The sequence below is a fragment of the Agrobacterium rosae genome, assembly GCF_002915175.1.
In the GTDB taxonomy this organism is placed as follows: domain Bacteria; phylum Pseudomonadota; class Alphaproteobacteria; order Rhizobiales; family Rhizobiaceae; genus Agrobacterium; species Agrobacterium rosae.
In genome coordinates, this window is the sequence record NZ_NXEJ01000001.1 from 1 (window position 1) to 16,794 (window position 16,794).

Below are 16,794 nucleotides of genomic sequence, written 5' to 3' on the forward strand. Positions count from 1 at the left end.
GAAGCTTACCGTTACTAATAGCTCGATCGACTTCTTCGTTCCCATTGATTATGTTCATGTTTATCGAAGATAAACATCAACTGTTCTGTCCTGACGCGCGAAGCGCTCCGGACGGGCCGCGCCACATGGTATTTTGCCTTACGGCAAAAACCGGAGCGCGACGACCTCTGGTCTGTATGGCTGCCCTGCTCGCACTCGAGCAAGGTTACCAAGCAGACAGGTCACAGAATGACGTGTAAATTAAATAGAACCTTCGGGTTCTCCAGCTTCTCGAAAACAACTTATGTTGTTGCGTTNGACGTGTAAATTAAATAGAACCTTCGGGTTCTCCAGCTTCTCGAAAACAACTTATGTTGTTGCGTTTTGCCGACCTGGTGGTTATTGCGGGGCGGCTGCACCCGTTCCCATTCCGAACACGGCCGTGAAACGCCCCAGCGCCAATGGTACTCCGTCTTAAGACGCGGGAGAGTAGGTCGCTGCCAGGTCTGCAAATCGCAACTCATGATAAAACATCTTCTCAAGCAAAAACAAACCTCGGCCCAGCCGATACCAAGGGCCGCGATAAGCGGCCTTTCGTCGTTCCGGGGTGATGCATAAACGGAAACACGGTTTACGCAGTCGGTATNGGTATCTTGCCAAGGTAAAATACCGGGAAAAGACGACATTTTGCCTCCGGCAAAAGTCGGGTAGAGGCGACAAATCCAAGGGGATTTGCGCTGGTAGAGGCGCAAACTCTGCGAGTTTGCTCTGGCGCGATAAATCCCTTCGGGATTTACGCTGGTAACGCGGGGTGGAGCAGCCCGGTAGCTCGTCAGGCTCATAACCTGAAGGCCGCAGGTTCAAATCCTGCCCCCGCAACCAAAAACAAACAAAAATTCCTAGCAAGATAAAGATACCAATCTCCTCACCAAACGCGTCCAAGAGATGTTTGCGTTTGACATAAGGTCGATCTCGCCAGTCGCAGGCCAGGACATGATGTCGTTGCCCGCCGCAGCAAGGAAATGCTGCTCCAGAAGATCGACCACCTCCAACGATCCCATGATGTTGGCTATGTCGACGTCAACCTAAAAGGATGCCGGCTGGTGGCCCTGGGTCTTGCCGAGCGCAACCGTCTGGATCAGGGCGCGAACCAAACGCTGCGACGCTTGCTCTTCGACACTGTCGTGGAGCGGGCCTGCCATGCCCCACAAGTCAACGTCAAAGTGAGGGATTGCTTGCTGATGGAGACAGGCTATATTTCTTTGGCTTACGGAGAAAAGCTTGGGAGGAGCGTTTCATGAGACGGATGTGGCCGGAGGAATTCAATTCTATTCTCAACGAGGCGCGGGAGGTTACGCTTGGTGTTCCCGCAGCAGGCCCTTACGGGGACGTGACCAAGCGCAAGGCATTGACCGTGCGTCTGACGCAAGCGGACTATGAGCGCATATGGCCACTGGCCGAGATACGGTACCGCGTCCAAGGGCCTTTGTCGGGCAAGGCAATAACGCTGATCACCAACAATCCTCACTATCAGAAATGGCATCCAGTGGATGGCGGATTTGAGGAAGAGATTTCCGATAGTGGTAAGCCATTTCAAACAAAATATGTCGTTGTGCATTTTTTGTTGGATGACGTTAGCGACAAGGTGGAGGCCTAAGTACCGGTTGGAGCATTTCTCTTGGAACAGCAGAGGGCTTTCGGGTAAAGCTGTGCGCGACCGGCACGTTGGAACAGATGTCTTTCAGCTCAACGCAATTCCAAGATCGGCCCGCAGTTTTTTTGTTAGCCCTCGTGCTACCAATTCATAAGACCGCAAGACATAATGCTCCACCTCCGATAGCTCGAGCGGAGAGTGGTCAGAGATGGATATCCATTTGCGTTTGCTGAAATAGGGTGCCTGTCCTATTCCCTCCAGGGCGGTCAGAATCTCGAAGCTCTCTTCGGAGCATTTGACGACAAGCCGCCAATTTTCTCGCTCGCCCAGAACGGCGAAGACCTTATCTCCGACCTTTGCGACATGTGAATCCCACTGATCAACGAAATGAACACCCGGCCATGTTTTCAAGGTCGAATCAAAGTTTTGGCGCTCGAATAGGCTCATGCGATTTTTTCCGCAATCAATGCTGCGAGCCGTCTGGCCACCTCATTTTTATCGAGATCGGGCCATGCCTCTACGCCTGTCTTTGAAATAACCTTCACGCTGTTGCGGTCACCGCCCATCACGCCAGTGGCGGCGGACACGTCGTTAGCGATGATGATATCGGCTCCTTTGCGCTCTAGCTTTGCACGTCCGTTGGTTTCAACATCCTGCGTTTCCGCAGCGAAACCTACGACGATACGTGGCCTGTTCGCATGGTGGCCGACGGTCTTGAGGATGTCGGGGTTTTCCGTCAATTGCAGTGCTGGCGAAAGGTCGTCCGGCTGTTTCTTGATCTTCTGATCCGAAGACGCCGCAACACGCCAATCAGCAACAGCTGCCACCATCACGGCGATATCGGCCGGCAGGTGAGCAAGCACCGCGTCCAGCATCTCTTCGGCACGCTCCACATGGACAGTCATTACGTTGGACGGGTCGGTAATCGTGACCGGGCCAGATACCAGCGTAACGTCCGCACCCAATGCCGCAAGAGCTTTTGCGATGGCGTGGCCCTGCTTACCGGAGGAGCGGTTGGCAATGTACCGCACCGGATCGATCGGCTCGTGCGTCGGGCCGGAGGTGACAATGGCTTTCTTTCCTGCCAACGGCTTTGGTCCATCATCAAGCAGCGCCTCGACAGTTTCAACGATCTGCAAGGGCTCCGCCATGCGGCCAAGTCCAGCTTCGCCTTTTTCTGCCATTTCACCCGCCATCGGCCCGATGAATTGGATGCCATCGATTTTCAAGGTTTCGACGTTGCGCTGTGTCGCCTTGGCGCTCCACATTTTGGGGTTCATGGCCGGTGCGATGAGAATTTTACGCTCCGTAGCGAGCAGTATGGTAGAGGCCAGATCGTCGGCCAGTCCGTTTGCCATCTTTGCCATCAGGTCAGCCGTGGCGGGTGCTACAAGCACCAGATCGCAATCCCTTGCCAATCTTATATGGCCGACGTCCTGTTCATCCTGTCTCGAGAACAGCTCGGTAAACACATGGGTAGCAGACAAAGCGCCGACAGCAAGCGGAGTGACGAACTCCTGCGCGCCGCGTGTCATCACCGGCGTCACCTTTGCCCCTCGCTCCCTCAAGCGGCGGATGAGATCGAGGCTCTTATAGGCCGCGATACCGCCAGAGATAATGAGAAGAATATGTTTGCCTGAAAGCGCCATGATGTCGGACCAATTTCCATTTCACGGCAGAAACTAAGCGCTCAGCTTTCAAAGTGCAATCACGCGTTCAGCTTCTGCCGCTCTAAGCAATGCGGCCGTAGATAATGGGAGTTTCAGAGAGCGGTATTGGCGAGAAACCATAGGTGTTCAAAACCGCAGCCACGGCCTGCGCGGCAGCTCGCTCTGTTGCGGCGTGTACCATCGCGATTGGCTGGCCTTTTTCTACCTTCGTTCCCAAGGGCAGGATATTCGAAATTCCAACGCGATGATCGATGATATCGTCAGGTTTCCTCCGCCCGCCGCCAAGTTCGACAACGACCATGCCAAGATCACGGGTCTGACATGAAGAAAGCCAACCCGCCTGCGGTGCCATAACCGGGACGATATGCGGAGCAGATCTAATATAGCGATCCGGCTTTTCGACAAAATCCGTTGGCCCGCCGAGATCGGATACCATACGGCCGAAGATATCCATCGCCGCACCACTTGCTAGCGCTGCTTTGGCCTTTTCTGCACCTTCTTCCAACGTTGAAGCGATGCCAGTCTGAACCAGCATTTCGGCTGCCAGAGCGAAAACGAGTGTCTCGATACGTGTGCCCGACTTCTTGCCGCGGAGAAAATCGAGGCAGTGGATTATTTCGAGTGCGTTCCCGGCGGCGTCGGCCAATGGCTGGTTCATGTCGGTGAGGAGGGCTGATGTTTTGACGCCCGCGCCATTGGCGACATCGACAAGCGACCGCGCCAGTGTCTCAGCCTCTTCCTGGCTTTGCATGAAAGCGCCATTACCGAATTTCACGTCAAGCACCAATGTATTCAGCCCCGCCGCCAGCTTCTTCGATAAGATGGAGGCTGTAATCAATGGCACCGAATCGACGGTCGCTGTTACATCGCGAATGGCATAGAGCCGTTTGTCCGCAGGCGCGAGGTCTCCCGTCTGGCCGATGATGGCGCAACCCACTGTGGCCACCGTGCGGCGGAACAAGGCTTCGTCCGGCATGACGTTGTAGCCTGGGATTGCTTCCAGCTTGTCCAGTGTGCCACCTGTATGACCAAGCCCCCGGCCTGAAATCATGGGAACTGCCAACCCGCAAGCTGCAACGATCGGCGCGAGCATGAGTGAGACATTATCGCCGACGCCACCGGTAGAGTGTTTGTCAGCGATGGGTTTCTCGATATCCGACCAGAAAAGAACATCGCCGCTGTCGCGCATTGCAACCGTCAGCGCAACCGTCTCATCCCGGCTCATGCCACGGAAAAACACCGCCATAGCAAAGGCCGCGGCCTGCCCTTCGGAAATTGCGTTGTTGGACAAGGCGTAGATGAAGGCGGCAATTTCAACTGCCGTCAACGTTTCGCCATCACGTTTGCGACGGATAATTTCCTGCGGGATCATAGCGATCAATAGCCGTTGGATGCTTTGGCCGGTTCACCACCTGCCAGCACGTTCACGATATCATCCAGAACGCCGGATGCGCCGAAACGGAAAGTGGAAGGCATGGCCCAGTTGGGCTGCATGATGGTTTCTGCCAAGCGCAAATAAAGCGTGGCATCTGCAACCGTTCCAATCCCGCCAGCGGGCTTGAAGCCGACCTTTTTCTTGCTGTCGCGAATGACCTGCAGCATGATGTCTGCGGCCTCCAGCGTTGCGTTGACAGAAACTTTGCCGGTGGACGTCTTGATGAAGTCTGCGCCTTCGGCAATAGCGATTTCAGAGGCGCGTCGAATCAAAGCCTTGTCTTTCAGCTCGCCGGTTTCCAGAATGACCTTGAGCAGAACGGGGGAAACGCAGACCTTACGCACGGCGGCAACCATCTCTGCCACGGCGTTTTCATCACCTGCGATGAGTTTTTTGTACGGAATCACCAGATCGATTTCGTCCGCACCATCATTGATGGCACGCTCTGTTTCTCCGACGACGGTTGCGAGATCAAGATCGCCAGAAGGGAAATTAACGACCGTGGCAATCCGGATCGAATGGTCCTTACCAAAGGCGGCACGGGCCTGGGCCACGAAACGCGGCCAAATGCAAATCGCAGCCGTGTTGCCATATGGCGTATGCGCTTTCTGGCACAAAGCAGCAATCTGCTCGGGTGTGCAATCTTCCTTCAGATTGGTGAGGTCGAGCAGGGATAGGGCGAGAGCGGCAGCTTCACGCGGGCGCTGAAGTTCCATCTCAATTTCCTCCAGAAATCATTTCCGTTAAAATCGCGGCCAGTCGTTTGCCGCCAATCGGGGCCATGTCTTTGGTTTCTTCATGGCTCAGTTCGTCGCCAGTCATACCGGCACCGTAATTGGTAATAACGGAAGCAGCGGCAACACGCATCCCGAAAAATCGCGCGAGGATAACTTCTGGCACTGTCGACATGCCAACCGCATCTGCGCCCAGCGTGCGGGCCATACGGATTTCCGCAGGTGTTTCGAAACTCGGGCCGGAAAACCACATATAGACACCGGTGAACAGCGGAACAGTGGCACGGATGGCGGCATTGCGCATGACAATCGATAATTCCGCATCATACGCACTGGTCATACCAACGAAACGGCGATCGGTTTCTTCGCCGATCAGCGGGTTCATGCCGGAATAATTGATATGGTCGGTGATCTGCATCACCGACCCGGGTGGCATGTCCTGCCTGACGGAGCCTGCCGAATTGGTCAGAATGAGCGATTGGACGCCGATACCTGCGAGAGCTTCTATCGCCGGGCGCATGGCCGCCGCATTGCCTTTTTCATAGTAGTGGACACGGCCCGCCAGCATAATGACGGGCTGTCCGCCGAGATATCCCGCCACAAGCTCACCCGCATGGCCGGAGACGGCACTCTCCGGAAAACCGGGAATGTCCGAATAGGGAATGCGGATGGCATCTGTAACCTCATCCACCAAAGACCCAAGCCCGGAGCCCAAAACGATGGCGGTTCGCGGCACAAGTCCATTCAGCCTGTCGACGAGAACGTCGATCATTGCGTGATCCATCACGGTAGCTCGGTCTTGAAGCTGAAGGGCAAAAGCTCTTCCATGGTCATAACCTTTTGAACACCAGCCTCATCACACAGATAGATTTTCGTGTCGGCAGAGGCGAATTCTGCGATCTTCTGGCGGCAGCCACCGCAGGGTGGGCAGAGGGCCAACTTTTCAGCGATGACAGCGATTTCGGCGATCTTCTTTGCCCCACCCATGATCATGGCACTGATGGCGGATGGTTCCGCGCACCAGCCCTGTGGGAAGGAAAGGTTCTCGATATTGGCGCCCTTGTAGATTCTGCCGTCTTCGGCGCGGATGGCCGCACCGACAGGGAATTTTGAATAGGGCGCGTGGGCAAAGCTCATCGCGTCGCGAGCTGCCTCAAACAATTCGTGCGACATGGACTAACGCTCCTTCGAATAGGCGACGCCACCGGCCTTCGGCGGTTTTGCAACGCCAATGAAGCCAGCCAGCAGAATGCATGTGAGGATATAAGGCAGCGCCTGGAAAATTTGGACTGGCACTTCCCCAATGCCCGGAATGGCCTTGCCCTGCATGAAGTTTGCCATGGCGTCAAGAAAACCAAACAGCAGGCAGGCAAACATGACGGGAACTGGCTTCCACTTGGCAAAGATCAGGGCTGCCAGCGCAATATAACCCTTGCCCGCAGACATGTTGGCAATGAAGGCAGCCGATTGCGCGACGGCAAGATAGGCTCCGGCAAAGCCACAGAGAAAACCGGCAACGATGACGGCGCGGAAGCGCATCCACGCCACCGAAATGCCTGCCGTATCTACCGCACCGGGATTTTCACCGACGGCACGAAGACGAAGACCAAAGCGTGTACGGTAGAGCACCCACCAGGAAATCGGCACGGCGAGAAAGGCGAGGTAAGTCAGAATGTTGTTGCCGGAAATGACGTTTGCGTAGAGCGGACCAATGAAGGGCACTTCGCGCATCATGTCGGCACCAGGCAGGATGATGGGCGAGAAGCGACCTTCGCCGGGGATTTGCGGTGTGCGACCGCCTTGTCCAAACCATGCCTGGCCGAGAACCACCGTCAGACCGGCGGCAACGAAATTCAAGGCCACACCTGAGACGATCTGGTTGCCACGATTGGTGATGACGGCAAAGCCGTGCACCAGCGAGAAAAAGATCGCAGTGCCAATGCCTGCGGCTAGTCCAGCCCATGGGTTTCCGGTCAGATAAGCCACACAGGCGGATGCAAAAGCCGCCGCCAGCATCTTGCCCTCAAGGCCGATATCGAACACGCCGGCGCGTTCAGAAAACAGCCCGGCCAATGCCGTGAACAAAAGCGGGATTGTCAGACGAACGGTCGAACCGAGAATGCTGACCAGCATATCGAAGGTTTCCATGGGCCGTTACCTCTTCACGAATTGCTGGTAGATGCGCACGAGCGCGGGGCGGTACATAAATTCAAGTGCGCCCGCAAACAGGATGACGAGACCCTGAATGACGACGATCATCTCACGGGTAATGTTGGGCATTTCGAACGAGAGATCCGCTCCACCCTGATAAAGGATTCCGAAAAGCAACGCCGCAAAGACGATACCAAGCGGGTGACTGCGGCCCATCAGCGATACGGCAATGCCGACGAAACCTGCGCCACCGACAAATTCCACCTGCAAACGTGCGGATGCGCCCATGACCGGGTTCAGCGCCATCATACCCGCCAGACCACCTGATATCAGCATGGCGATGATGACCGTGCGCGAATAGGGAATACCTGCATAAACGGCAGCGGAGGGGCTGATGCCCAGTGTCCGCATCTCATAACCCAGCTTGGTGCGCCAAATCAGGACCCAGACCAGAAAGGCCATAACGAGCGCGATGATGAAGGACACGTTGAAAGGTGCCGGCCCCAGCTTCAGCCCGAACATCGCCATCAGCCAGTCCAGCTTCGGCAATTGTCCGCCTGGCAGAAAGGTGCGGGTTTCCGGTGCCATCTTGCCCGGCACGATCAGCACATTGACCAGGAGATATACCATCAGCGCCGCGGCTATGAAGTTGAACATGATGGTGGTGATAACGACATGGCTGCCGCGTTTTGCCTGAAGCCAGCCGGGAATGAAGGCCCAGGCCGCACCGAACACGGCAGCACCGATGACCGCAAACGGCATGGTCACATACCATGGGACGTAGCGGTCCAGCGCGAGTGCCACGAGGGCCGCACCCAAGCCACCAATGTAAGCCTGGCCTTCGGAGCCGATATTGAACAGGCCGGCATGGAAAGCGACGGCCACCGATAGGCCGGTGAAGATGAAGCTGGTGGTGTAAAACAGGGTGAAACCAATGGCATCACCCCGGCCCAGCGCACCTTCGATCAAAAGCTGCAGGGCGGCGAAGGGGTCTTCTCCAATGCCCCAGACAACAAGGCCGGAGATGAAAAAGGCTGTTAGGATATTCAAAAACGGCAACAGGCCGTAGGTGATCCAGTTGGGAAGAGGGACGGAAGCTGTACTCATGGACTTTAAAGCCTTTGCCTTATGCGGCGATGCCGGCCATCATCAGGCCCAGCGTTTGTTCTTCGGCTTCCGCCGTTTTCTCTCCGACGACCCGGCCTGCGAACATGACCAGAATACGGTCCGACAACGACCGTATCTCATCAAGCTCCACGGACACCAGCAGAATGGCTTTGCCCGCATCACGCATTTCGATGATGCGGCGATGGATAAACTCGATGGCACCGATATCGACGCCACGTGTCGGCTGGCCGATGATCAGCATCTTCGGATCACGCTCGATTTCGCGCGCAACGACGATCTTTTGCTGATTGCCGCCTGAGAAGTTGGCGGTTTTCAAATTCGCATTTGGCGGGCGGATATCGTATTTCTCTATCTTCTCGATAGCATCTTTGCGGATGGCTTCTGGATTGAGAAACGGTCCCTTGCCGTAGCGCTCGTCGCGGTGATAGCCGAGGATGGAGTTTTCATACTCCTCAAACTTCAGCACCAGCCCCATGTGATGACGGTCTTCGGGAATATGGGCCAAGCCCAGCTTGCGAAGGACCGCGGGATCGACCTTGTCGACGGTTTTGCCGCCCATCAGAATCTCACCGGAATAGGGTTTGCGGATACCAGCGATGGCCTCCAGCAGTTCCGACTGGCCATTACCAGCCACACCGGCAATGCCGACGATTTCGCCAGCGCGTACGTCAAAAGAAACATCGTCCACCATGGTCACGCCACGGCTGTCCTTGACGGTTAGATTGCGGACGGAAAACAGGACTTCGCCGGGGTTTGATTCACCCTTTTCAACGCGCAGAAGCACGCGACGACCGACCATGAGTTCGGCCAGTTCTTCCACCGTGGTCTCGGAGGTCTTGCGCGTCGCCACCATCTCGCCGCGACGCATGACGGAGACCTCATCGGTAATCGCCATGATTTCGCGCAGCTTGTGGGTGATAAGAATGACGGTTTTGCCCTGATCGCGCAGCACGCTTAATATCTTAAAAAGATGATCGGCTTCGGCGGGTGTCAAAACCCCTGTGGGTTCATCCAGAATAAGGATTTCAGCGCCGCGATACATGGCTTTGAGGATTTCGACGCGCTGTTGCAGTCCAACCGGCAAATCCTCGATGATTGCGTCAGGATTGACCTCAAGGCCGTATTCATCCTCGAGACGCTTCAACTCCTTGCGGGTCGCGGCTGTGCCTTTGGCCAGCAAAGCACCGCCTTCAGCACCCAGCATGATGTTTTCCAGCACCGAGAAATTCTCCACCAGCATGAAGTGCTGATGCACCATGCCGATGCCGGCATCTATGGCCGCCTGGCTATCTCTGATGTTGACGGCCTTGCCGTCGATGCGGATTTCACCGGAATCGGCAGAATAGAAGCCGTAAAGGATCGACATCAAAGTCGATTTCCCCGCTCCGTTTTCCCCAATAATGCCGTGGATGCTACCCTTGGCAACGGTAAGATTGATATTCTTGTTGGCGTGTACGGTGCCGAATTTTTTATCGATACCGACAAGCTCGATCGCAGGTTCCATCGTCAACCCAAACGTCTCCGGAGGCTGGATATGAAAAGGGCGCAACGCGAAATCCGCGATGCGCCCGTCTTCTATAAATCACATCACTTTGGGCAAGAGTTGTCCGACATATAGTCGTGAACCTTGACGGTACCGGCAATGATATCAGCCTTTGCCTTTTCAACGGCGGCAGTCATTTCCGGGGTGATCAGAGCCTTGTTGTTGTCATCGAGGGCATAAGCAACGCCATCTTCCTTGACGCCGAGAGCGGTCACGCCTGCTGTGAACTTGTCGTCCTTGGTGTCCTTGAATGCGTTGTAGACAGCAAGATCGACACGCTTGACCATCGAGGTCAGGACAGAGCCGGGATGCAGGTGGTTCTGGTTGGAATCCACGCCGATCGAATATTTCTTGTTGTCGGCAACTGTCTGGAGAACGCCGAGACCGGTTGCACCTGCAGCTGCGTAAACGACGTCAGCGCCCTGATCGAGCTGGTTCTTGGTCAATTCACCACCACGAACCGGATCGTTCCAGGCAGCACCTGTCGTGCCGGTCATGTTCTGGAAGACTTCGATCTTGTCATTGGCAGCCTTTGCACCCTGTGCGTAACCGCAGGCGAACTTGCGGATCAGCGGAATATCCATGCCGCCGATGAAGCCGACCTTGCCGGTTTTGGATGCCATGCCTGCCAGAAGGCCGACGAGGTAAGAGCCTTCTTCTTCCTTGTAGACGACGGAGCGCACATTCGGCAGCTCGACAACGGAGTCGATAATTACGAACTTGGTGTCCGGAAACTCGGCCGCAACCTTTTCCATAGCGGATGTCCATGCGAAGGACACGGCAACCACGGGGTTGAAGCCACGGCTTGCGAAGTTGCGAATCGCCTGCTCACCCTGCGTGTCGCTGGTTGGCTCGAAATCGCGGTATTCAGTGCCGGTTTCCGCCTTGAACTTTTCTGCGCCTGTCGCAGCAGCTTCGTTGAACGACTTGTCGAATTTGCCGCCCGTGCCATAGACCAGCGCAGGCTTGATGTCCGCAGCCAAAGCGGAAGCCGACATCGCGGCCAGCGCGAAAAGCGTCAGAAGGGATTTTTTCATTGTGCAGCCCTGTTGTTACAGTTTGGTTTTTTAAAGGGTCCTCCCGCAAACCCGAGAAACGGGCATGTCTGCGGAACTGCCAGCCTTTTCTAGACTGTGCGTGAGGATATCCTTGCACGGCTGCGAGAAAAATTCATCCGGTTTTTTTTACCCAGTGGAAAAACCGTTAACTGCTGTTTTCTAAAGCAACATGCGCAAAAAAGTGCATCGACTTTGCGATAACAATGAGCAATACCGAGAGGGCGGCAAAGGCCAGCAAAACAAACCGTAAAACCTTCGCCTCACCGCTGTCGGCACAAAGACTTAGCTGATATTGCAGCTCACGCCCGTTCCCCGAAGGCCGCAATAACCGCCGGGATTTTTCGCCAGATACTGCTGGTGATAGTCTTCTGCGTAATAAAAGACATCCAGTGGCTCAATTTCCGTGGTGATCGCCTGTTTGTGACCAGCATCCGTCAAGGCTTGTTGGAATACATCACGGGCGGCCTTGACCTCGGCCAACTGTTCTTCGCTGGTGGTATAAATCGCGGATCGATAGGTCGTGCCGACATCATTGCCCTGGCGCATGCCCTGCGTCGGGTCGTGCTCCTCAAAGAATGTCTTCAGCAATGCTGCCAGCGAAACCTTGGCCGGATCGAATACGACCTTCACCATCTCTGTGTGACCTGTTAGCCCCGTGGTCGTTTCCTGATAGGTGGGATTTCGTGTGATGCCCCCTGCATAACCGACAGCGGTCACCCAAACGCCCGGTGTTTGCCAGAACAGGCGTTCCGCACCCCAGAAGCACCCCATGCCGAGATAGACCGTTTCCAGATTATCCGGGTAGGGGCCTTTCAACGGATTGCCGTTGACGAAATGATGTTCCGGGATCACCAAAGCCTCATCGCGACCGGGATAGGCGGTCTCCGGTGTTGGCATGACAGTTTTTTTGGACATCGTATCAAATCCGAACATTGCAGTCTCCTTGCGCGCCCAAACGGGGCCGCTCTCTGGCTTCAGCATGAGTGTGCGTGACGACGCCGTTTCAAGCGGCAAAGCGGCCTATGGCTCTGTGCTTCTTGTATCCAGCCATCCAGAACAGGAGCGACAGGGTAAGAAGAACCGCGAAAGCCGGAACCATCGATAGGCCATTTTCGACCCAACGCCACGCTTCAGGATGAATATAGTGCGCGACCCCGGCTTCTACCATGGTGACCGACGCAGGAAAAAATTTCACCCACGCATCGTGCGCGCTCATCAAATCGACGGACGACGTCGAGACAGAGCGGATCGAATCCAGAACGCCGACGCCAACTGCCGCAGCCAGAGCTATGAAGCTGATGAACCGGAAAACCGTCTTCATGGAATGGCTGCTCCGATGATTATCGCAAAACTGCGGGCCGGTTGGCGCGCTATGTTTTGACCGCGAAGCCTCTGGATAATGCGGTCAAACCGTCTTTGCAATCCACATCCTTAGCAAGCAATTGTTGCACAAATAAAAAAACTGTCAGATTCGGGTTGATCCCTGCGAATTCATCGGTATATATCGCGCCGTTCCAGTGATTTGCAGTTTTCACGAAATGCAGATGTTTAGACGGACAGGTGGCCGAGTGGTTTAAGGCGCACGCCTGGAACGCGTGTGTGCGTGAAAGCGTACCGTGGGTTCGAATCCCACCCTGTCCGCCATCCCTTCAAGATGTTACCGACAATCCGGCAACCGCAAAGCTCGCGTTCTTTAGAACACGGCTGATGTGTATCAGTTGTTCAAATCGTCGTTTCCTTGAAAAGAACATTCTGGTCCAAAAGGTACCGTGAGAAAAGTGGCAAGCTTGCTCCTCCGATGGCACGCGCTTGGCTGCCGACGGCACCTTCCAATATTTCCGGCACCACCACCCCTTGAAGATCGTGCAGATCCAAAGCCTTGCGGGTCGCATCGGTGATGCGCGTTCGGACCCAGCCCGGGAAGCCACCGTCAATGATGACTGATGCGAAATCGATGATCGAGGCTGCGGCGAGCACGGCCTGAGCAAGGGCTGCGGCCGTATTTTGTATCCAGCGTTCCAGCGGCTCGCCGAAATCGACCCAATCGTCAGGGGAAAACCACAGGGGTTTGGGGTCGATGTGGTTTTCACGCAGCATGTCTTCCAGAACGAAGATAGAGGCGATCTTGAGTAGCGGAACGGTGGAGCCGTCGCGCCCCTGAACGGGAAGGGGGCCGATGGCACCCGCAGCACCGGTTCGCCCGGAAAATAGGGCGGAGTTCAGCACGACACCTCCACCGATGAACGATCCTATGAAAACATAGAGAAAATCAGGGTAGTTCTGGCCCAAGCCAAAAACCAGTTCTGCGCCGCAGGCGCTGGTGGCATCGTTTTGGAGAAAAACGGGGTAGCTGACCTGATTGGCGATTTCCGCTCTCAAATCCACGCCGCGCCAACGATCCATTTCCTTTTGTGGCGCACCGACTTCCTTTGCCCAGCTCCACATCTCAAAGGGCGCTGCGATGCCTATGCCGGCAATCCTCTCGCGTTCATCCGGTGTCAGGCGTGCTTCCAGCTCTGCCATGCCATTGATCAAAAACGGCAATATCCACTCGGGCATGGGGTAGGGGTAGGTATTGCGCAGCTTTAGCCTGATCCGGCCGACGAAATCCATCAGGACGAGATCGACACTACGCCGGCCGATTTTGACGCCGAATGAGAACACCGCATCGGGATTCAGCCTCATGGGCGTGGACGGTTGGCCGACCTTGCCGCGCAAACGTTCGCCGCGAATAAGCAGTCCGTCACTTTCCAGCGAGCGCATGATGACGGAGACGGTTTGTGCCGAAAGGCCACTTCTGCGGGCGATTTCCGCTTTCGAAAGGCCGCTGTGCCGACGCACGAGGGAGAGAACGAGGCGCTCATTATAGGCGCGCACACGAACCTGATTGGCCCCGCCACTCAGATCCGGCACATTCGCTGGCGCGTGCCGGGTGGCTTCCGCTGAGCGTGTCATTCTTTTCCTCCCGATGACGACATTTAAGCCGCCAGTATCTGCGCTTCGGAACCACCATGTTTGCGAAAAGCAGTGCCTCCAAACACACTTTTCAATGGTTACGAAAATCATAAAATGCCACAACAAATTAATAATTCAATTGGATTTATTTATTGACAGGGTGCAGTTTTGATGTTTCCATCTGCGCCAGTGGCACCCGATCTAGGAGGAGAAGGGCCGCAAAAGTCGCTTCGACAAGAAGCACTCATCACTGGGAGGACTACATGAAAAGCACCGTTTCCGCCTTTCTCGGCGCGCTTGCGCTTGGCGTTTCTTTTGCATCTGTCGCATCCGCTGCCGACACGTCGGCCTGCCTCATCACCAAAACGGACACGAACCCATTCTTCGTAAAAATGAAGGAAGGCGCGACAGCCAAGGCCAAGGAACTCGGCGTTACGCTGAAATCCTATGCCGGTAAGGTCGATGGCGACTCCGAGAGCCAGGTTGCCGCGATCGAGTCCTGCATTGCCGATGGCGCAAAGGGTATTCTGATCACCGCATCCGACACCAAGGGCATCGTGCCTACCATCAAGAAGGCCCGCGATGCTGGCATTCTCGTCATCGCGCTCGACACACCGCTTGATCCAATCGCGTCTGCCGATGCGACCTTCGCTACGGACAACCTGCTCGCAGGCAAGCTGATCGGCGAATGGGCAAAGGGAACGATGGGCGACAAGGCTAAGGACGCTAAAGTCGGCTTCCTCGACCTGACCCCTGATCAGCCAAGCGTCGACGTTCTGCGCGACCAAGGCTTCATGATCGGCTTCGGCATCGACCCGAAAGACCCGAACAAGATCGGCGATGAAGTCGATCCACGCATCGTTGGCCATGACGTAACCAACGGCAATGAAGAAGGCGGCCGCAAGGCTATGGAAAACCTTCTCCAGAAGGATCCAGGCATCAACGTCATTCACACCATCAACGAACCTGCCGCTGTCGGCGCTTATCAGGCCCTCAAGGCTGTCGGCATGGAAAAGAACGTGCTCATCGTTTCCGTTGACGGTGGTTGCCCCGGTGTGAAATCGGTTCAGGACGGCGTGATCGGCGCGACATCGCAGCAATATCCGCTGATGATGGCAGCCCTTGGCGTGGAAGCGATCAAGAAGTTCGCTGACACCGGTGAAAAGCCGAAGCCAACCGAAGGCAAGTCGTTCTTCGACACAGGCGTTTCGCTCGTTACTGACAAGCCGGTTTCCGGCGTGCCAGCCATCAGCGTCAAGGAAGGCCTTGCCAAGTGCTGGGGCTGATAGCCTCTATCGATTAACGCGCGCTGGCCGGGACCAAATCCCGGCCAGTTCCGTCCCAAAGATTTCGCTGTCAGATTACCCGGCTCAATAACGGGCGCCTTGAATGGCTGTGCTGGCGGGCGGCAGGAGGAAACATGAGCGGAATACAGGAATTCGAGAAAGTGCTGGATTCAAGCGACAAGAATGTCGCTTCTTTCGACCAGCAAAAGATTTCACCCTTTAAACGCGCGCAGCACTTCCTGCACTCAACCCCCGCGGCGGTGCCGCTGATCGTGTTGATATTATCGGTCGCCATCTTTGGTCTCACCATCGGCGGGCGCTTCTTTTCTTCCTATACGCTGACGCTGATTCTGCAGCAGATTGCCGTCGTCGGTATTTTGGGCTCAGCACAGACGCTGATCATTCTGACCGCCGGTATCGACCTTTCGATTGGTGTGGTGATGGTCATTTCATCCGTCGTCATGGGCAACTTCGCCGTCACCTACGGCTTGCCGACAGGCATTGCGATCCTCGCAGGCTTTGTGGTTGGCGGATTGTGCGGCTTCTTCAACGGCTTCCTTGTCGCGGTTGTCAAATTGCCACCCTTCATTGTTACCCTGGGATCATGGAATATCGTCATGGCAACGAATTTCATTTATTCCGCAAACGAGACGATACGTGACGCGGACGTGGCGCAAAGCGCGCCTCTTCTTCATATCTTTGCCACGAACTTTCGAGTTGGAACCGCAATCTTCACGCTTGGCGTGATTGCCATGGTCCTGCTGGTCGCTTTTCTTTGGTACGTCCTCAATCACACGGCATGGGGTCGCCACGTCTATGCAGTGGGTGATGATCCCGAGGCGGCAAAGCTGTCTGGCATTCAGACGCGCAAGGTTCTCTTGAGTGTTTATACGGTTGCCGGGGTTATCGCAGCCTTTGCCGCCTGGGTCGCCATCGGTCGTAACGGTTCGATTTCGCCGTCTGCTGCGGTGACCGACTATAACCTTCAGGCCATTACGGCGACGGTTATCGGTGGTATCTCGCTGTTTGGCGGACGTGGCTCCATTCTCGGCACGCTGTTTGGTGCCATGCTTGTTGGTGTCGTTTCCATGGGTCTCAACATGCTCGGTGCAGACCCGCAGTGGAAAGTCATGTTGACCGGCTGGCTGATCATCGCCGCCGTCGGAATTGACCAATGGATCAGAAAGGCAGGCGTGTGATG

The 16,794-nt window shown here is 55.6% G+C and carries 17 protein-coding genes, 2 tRNA genes and 1 rRNA gene; 7 read left to right on the top strand and 13 right to left on the bottom strand.

Features of this window, described 5'->3' with window-relative positions; all coding sequences use genetic code 11:
* Nucleotides 1–370 precede the first annotated feature (370 nt).
* From rrf to CPJ18_RS00020, 4 genes are all read left to right on the top strand, one after another.
* Nucleotides 371–485 (top strand): 5S ribosomal RNA (gene rrf / locus CPJ18_RS00005).
* 299 nt (nt 486–784) lie between these two features.
* A tRNA-Met gene (locus CPJ18_RS00010) sits at nt 785–861 on the top strand.
* A 140-nt stretch (nt 862–1,001) separates the two neighbouring features.
* The gene (locus CPJ18_RS00015) at nt 1,002–1,280 is read left to right on the top strand and encodes a hypothetical protein (protein ID WP_103656547.1); all 279 of its coding nucleotides are present in this window, start codon (nt 1,002–1,004) and stop codon (nt 1,278–1,280) included.
* Between the two features lie 5 nt (nt 1,281–1,285).
* Nucleotides 1,286–1,636, top strand: a complete 351-nt coding sequence (locus CPJ18_RS00020; RefSeq protein WP_188348531.1) for a hypothetical protein — start codon at nt 1,286–1,288, stop codon at nt 1,634–1,636.
* Between the two features lie 84 nt (nt 1,637–1,720).
* Here CPJ18_RS00020 and CPJ18_RS00025 read toward each other — a convergent pair whose 3' ends face one another.
* The 12 genes from CPJ18_RS00025 to CPJ18_RS00080 form a co-directional block, all read right to left on the bottom strand.
* Nucleotides 1,721–2,080, bottom strand: a complete 360-nt coding sequence (locus CPJ18_RS00025; RefSeq protein WP_103656549.1) for an MmcQ/YjbR family DNA-binding protein — start codon at nt 2,078–2,080, stop codon at nt 1,721–1,723.
* Nucleotides 2,077–3,282 carry a bifunctional phosphopantothenoylcysteine decarboxylase/phosphopantothenate--cysteine ligase CoaBC gene (coaBC, locus tag CPJ18_RS00030; protein ID WP_103656550.1) on the bottom strand — a complete coding sequence of 402 codons (1,206 nt, stop codon included), beginning with the start codon at nt 3,280–3,282 and terminating at the stop codon, nt 2,077–2,079. The genes CPJ18_RS00025 and coaBC overlap by 4 nt, the downstream gene beginning before the upstream one ends.
* A gap of 82 nt (nt 3,283–3,364) precedes the next feature.
* A complete protein-coding gene (deoA, locus tag CPJ18_RS00035; protein ID WP_153366881.1) occupies nt 3,365–4,675 on the bottom strand; it encodes a thymidine phosphorylase in 1,311 nt (436 codons plus the stop codon).
* Between the two features lie 5 nt (nt 4,676–4,680).
* Entirely contained in the window at nt 4,681–5,454 is a 774-nt protein-coding gene (gene deoC / locus CPJ18_RS00040) for a deoxyribose-phosphate aldolase (protein ID WP_077119896.1), read from the bottom strand.
* 1 nt (nt 5,455) lies between these two features.
* Nucleotides 5,456–6,244, bottom strand: a complete 789-nt coding sequence (locus CPJ18_RS00045; RefSeq protein WP_407026444.1) for a purine-nucleoside phosphorylase — start codon at nt 6,242–6,244, stop codon at nt 5,456–5,458.
* An 11-nt stretch (nt 6,245–6,255) separates the two neighbouring features.
* The gene (locus tag CPJ18_RS00050) at nt 6,256–6,645 is read right to left on the bottom strand and encodes a cytidine deaminase (protein ID WP_103585442.1); all 390 of its coding nucleotides are present in this window, start codon (nt 6,643–6,645) and stop codon (nt 6,256–6,258) included.
* A 3-nt stretch (nt 6,646–6,648) separates the two neighbouring features.
* Nucleotides 6,649–7,620, bottom strand: coding sequence for an ABC transporter permease (locus tag CPJ18_RS00055; RefSeq protein ID WP_077119890.1), 972 nt, complete (start codon nt 7,618–7,620; stop codon nt 6,649–6,651).
* A gap of 6 nt (nt 7,621–7,626) precedes the next feature.
* Nucleotides 7,627–8,730 (bottom strand): ABC transporter permease, encoded by a 1,104-nt coding sequence (locus tag CPJ18_RS00060; RefSeq protein WP_077119888.1) that lies wholly within the window; start codon nt 8,728–8,730, stop codon nt 7,627–7,629.
* Between the two features lie 19 nt (nt 8,731–8,749).
* Nucleotides 8,750–10,255 carry an ABC transporter ATP-binding protein gene (locus CPJ18_RS00065; protein ID WP_103656552.1) on the bottom strand — a complete coding sequence of 502 codons (1,506 nt, stop codon included), beginning with the start codon at nt 10,253–10,255 and terminating at the stop codon, nt 8,750–8,752.
* A gap of 83 nt (nt 10,256–10,338) precedes the next feature.
* Nucleotides 10,339–11,331 carry a BMP family lipoprotein gene (locus tag CPJ18_RS00070; protein WP_077119883.1) on the bottom strand — a complete coding sequence of 331 codons (993 nt, stop codon included), beginning with the start codon at nt 11,329–11,331 and terminating at the stop codon, nt 10,339–10,341.
* A gap of 303 nt (nt 11,332–11,634) precedes the next feature.
* Nucleotides 11,635–12,285: a peptide-methionine (S)-S-oxide reductase MsrA gene (gene msrA / locus CPJ18_RS00075; protein ID WP_103656891.1), complete on the bottom strand. Its 651-nt coding sequence runs from the start codon at nt 12,283–12,285 to the stop codon at nt 11,635–11,637.
* 70 nt (nt 12,286–12,355) lie between these two features.
* Nucleotides 12,356–12,673 (bottom strand): hypothetical protein, encoded by a 318-nt coding sequence (locus CPJ18_RS00080; RefSeq protein ID WP_103656553.1) that lies wholly within the window; start codon nt 12,671–12,673, stop codon nt 12,356–12,358.
* 233 nt (nt 12,674–12,906) lie between these two features.
* Here CPJ18_RS00080 and CPJ18_RS00085 point away from each other — a divergent pair.
* A tRNA-Ser gene (locus tag CPJ18_RS00085) sits at nt 12,907–12,996 on the top strand.
* 78 nt (nt 12,997–13,074) lie between these two features.
* Here the strand turns inward: CPJ18_RS00085 and CPJ18_RS00090 are convergent.
* The gene (locus tag CPJ18_RS00090) at nt 13,075–14,307 is read right to left on the bottom strand and encodes an ROK family transcriptional regulator (protein ID WP_103656554.1); all 1,233 of its coding nucleotides are present in this window, start codon (nt 14,305–14,307) and stop codon (nt 13,075–13,077) included.
* A gap of 263 nt (nt 14,308–14,570) precedes the next feature.
* On the opposite strand from CPJ18_RS00090, the gene CPJ18_RS00095 reads away from it, so the two are divergent.
* Together CPJ18_RS00095 and CPJ18_RS00100 are read left to right on the top strand one after the other, a co-directional pair.
* Nucleotides 14,571–15,593, top strand: coding sequence for a sugar ABC transporter substrate-binding protein (locus CPJ18_RS00095; protein WP_077101942.1), 1,023 nt, complete (start codon nt 14,571–14,573; stop codon nt 15,591–15,593).
* Between the two features lie 134 nt (nt 15,594–15,727).
* Complete coding sequence (locus CPJ18_RS00100; RefSeq protein WP_077101944.1) at nt 15,728–16,792, top strand: ABC transporter permease; 1,065 nt, start codon at nt 15,728–15,730, stop codon at nt 16,790–16,792.
* Nucleotides 16,793–16,794: the final 2 nt, after the last annotated feature.

Coding starts and splice junctions, on each gene's coding strand:
- CPJ18_RS00015 (WP_103656547.1), top strand. CDS start 1,002: ATGCTGCTCCAGAAGATCGACCACCTCCAACGATCCCATGATGTTGGC.
- CPJ18_RS00020 (WP_188348531.1), top strand. CDS start 1,286: ATGTGGCCGGAGGAATTCAATTCTATTCTCAACGAGGCGCGGGAGGTT.
- CPJ18_RS00025 (WP_103656549.1), bottom strand. CDS start 2,080: ATGAGCCTATTCGAGCGCCAAAACTTTGATTCGACCTTGAAAACATGG.
- coaBC (WP_103656550.1), bottom strand. CDS start 3,282: ATGGCGCTTTCAGGCAAACATATTCTTCTCATTATCTCTGGCGGTATC.
- deoA (WP_153366881.1), bottom strand. CDS start 4,675: ATGATCCCGCAGGAAATTATCCGTCGCAAACGTGATGGCGAAACGTTG.
- deoC (WP_077119896.1), bottom strand. CDS start 5,454: ATGGAACTTCAGCGCCCGCGTGAAGCTGCCGCTCTCGCCCTATCCCTG.
- CPJ18_RS00045 (WP_407026444.1), bottom strand. CDS start 6,244: ATGATCGACGTTCTCGTCGACAGGCTGAATGGACTTGTGCCGCGAACC.
- CPJ18_RS00050 (WP_103585442.1), bottom strand. CDS start 6,645: ATGTCGCACGAATTGTTTGAGGCAGCTCGCGACGCGATGAGCTTTGCC.
- CPJ18_RS00055 (WP_077119890.1), bottom strand. CDS start 7,620: ATGGAAACCTTCGATATGCTGGTCAGCATTCTCGGTTCGACCGTTCGT.
- CPJ18_RS00060 (WP_077119888.1), bottom strand. CDS start 8,730: ATGAGTACAGCTTCCGTCCCTCTTCCCAACTGGATCACCTACGGCCTG.
- CPJ18_RS00065 (WP_103656552.1), bottom strand. CDS start 10,255: ATGGAACCTGCGATCGAGCTTGTCGGTATCGATAAAAAATTCGGCACC.
- CPJ18_RS00070 (WP_077119883.1), bottom strand. CDS start 11,331: ATGAAAAAATCCCTTCTGACGCTTTTCGCGCTGGCCGCGATGTCGGCT.
- msrA (WP_103656891.1), bottom strand. CDS start 12,285: ATGTTCGGATTTGATACGATGTCCAAAAAAACTGTCATGCCAACACCG.
- CPJ18_RS00080 (WP_103656553.1), bottom strand. CDS start 12,673: ATGAAGACGGTTTTCCGGTTCATCAGCTTCATAGCTCTGGCTGCGGCA.
- CPJ18_RS00090 (WP_103656554.1), bottom strand. CDS start 14,307: ATGACACGCTCAGCGGAAGCCACCCGGCACGCGCCAGCGAATGTGCCG.
- CPJ18_RS00095 (WP_077101942.1), top strand. CDS start 14,571: ATGAAAAGCACCGTTTCCGCCTTTCTCGGCGCGCTTGCGCTTGGCGTT.
- CPJ18_RS00100 (WP_077101944.1), top strand. CDS start 15,728: ATGAGCGGAATACAGGAATTCGAGAAAGTGCTGGATTCAAGCGACAAG.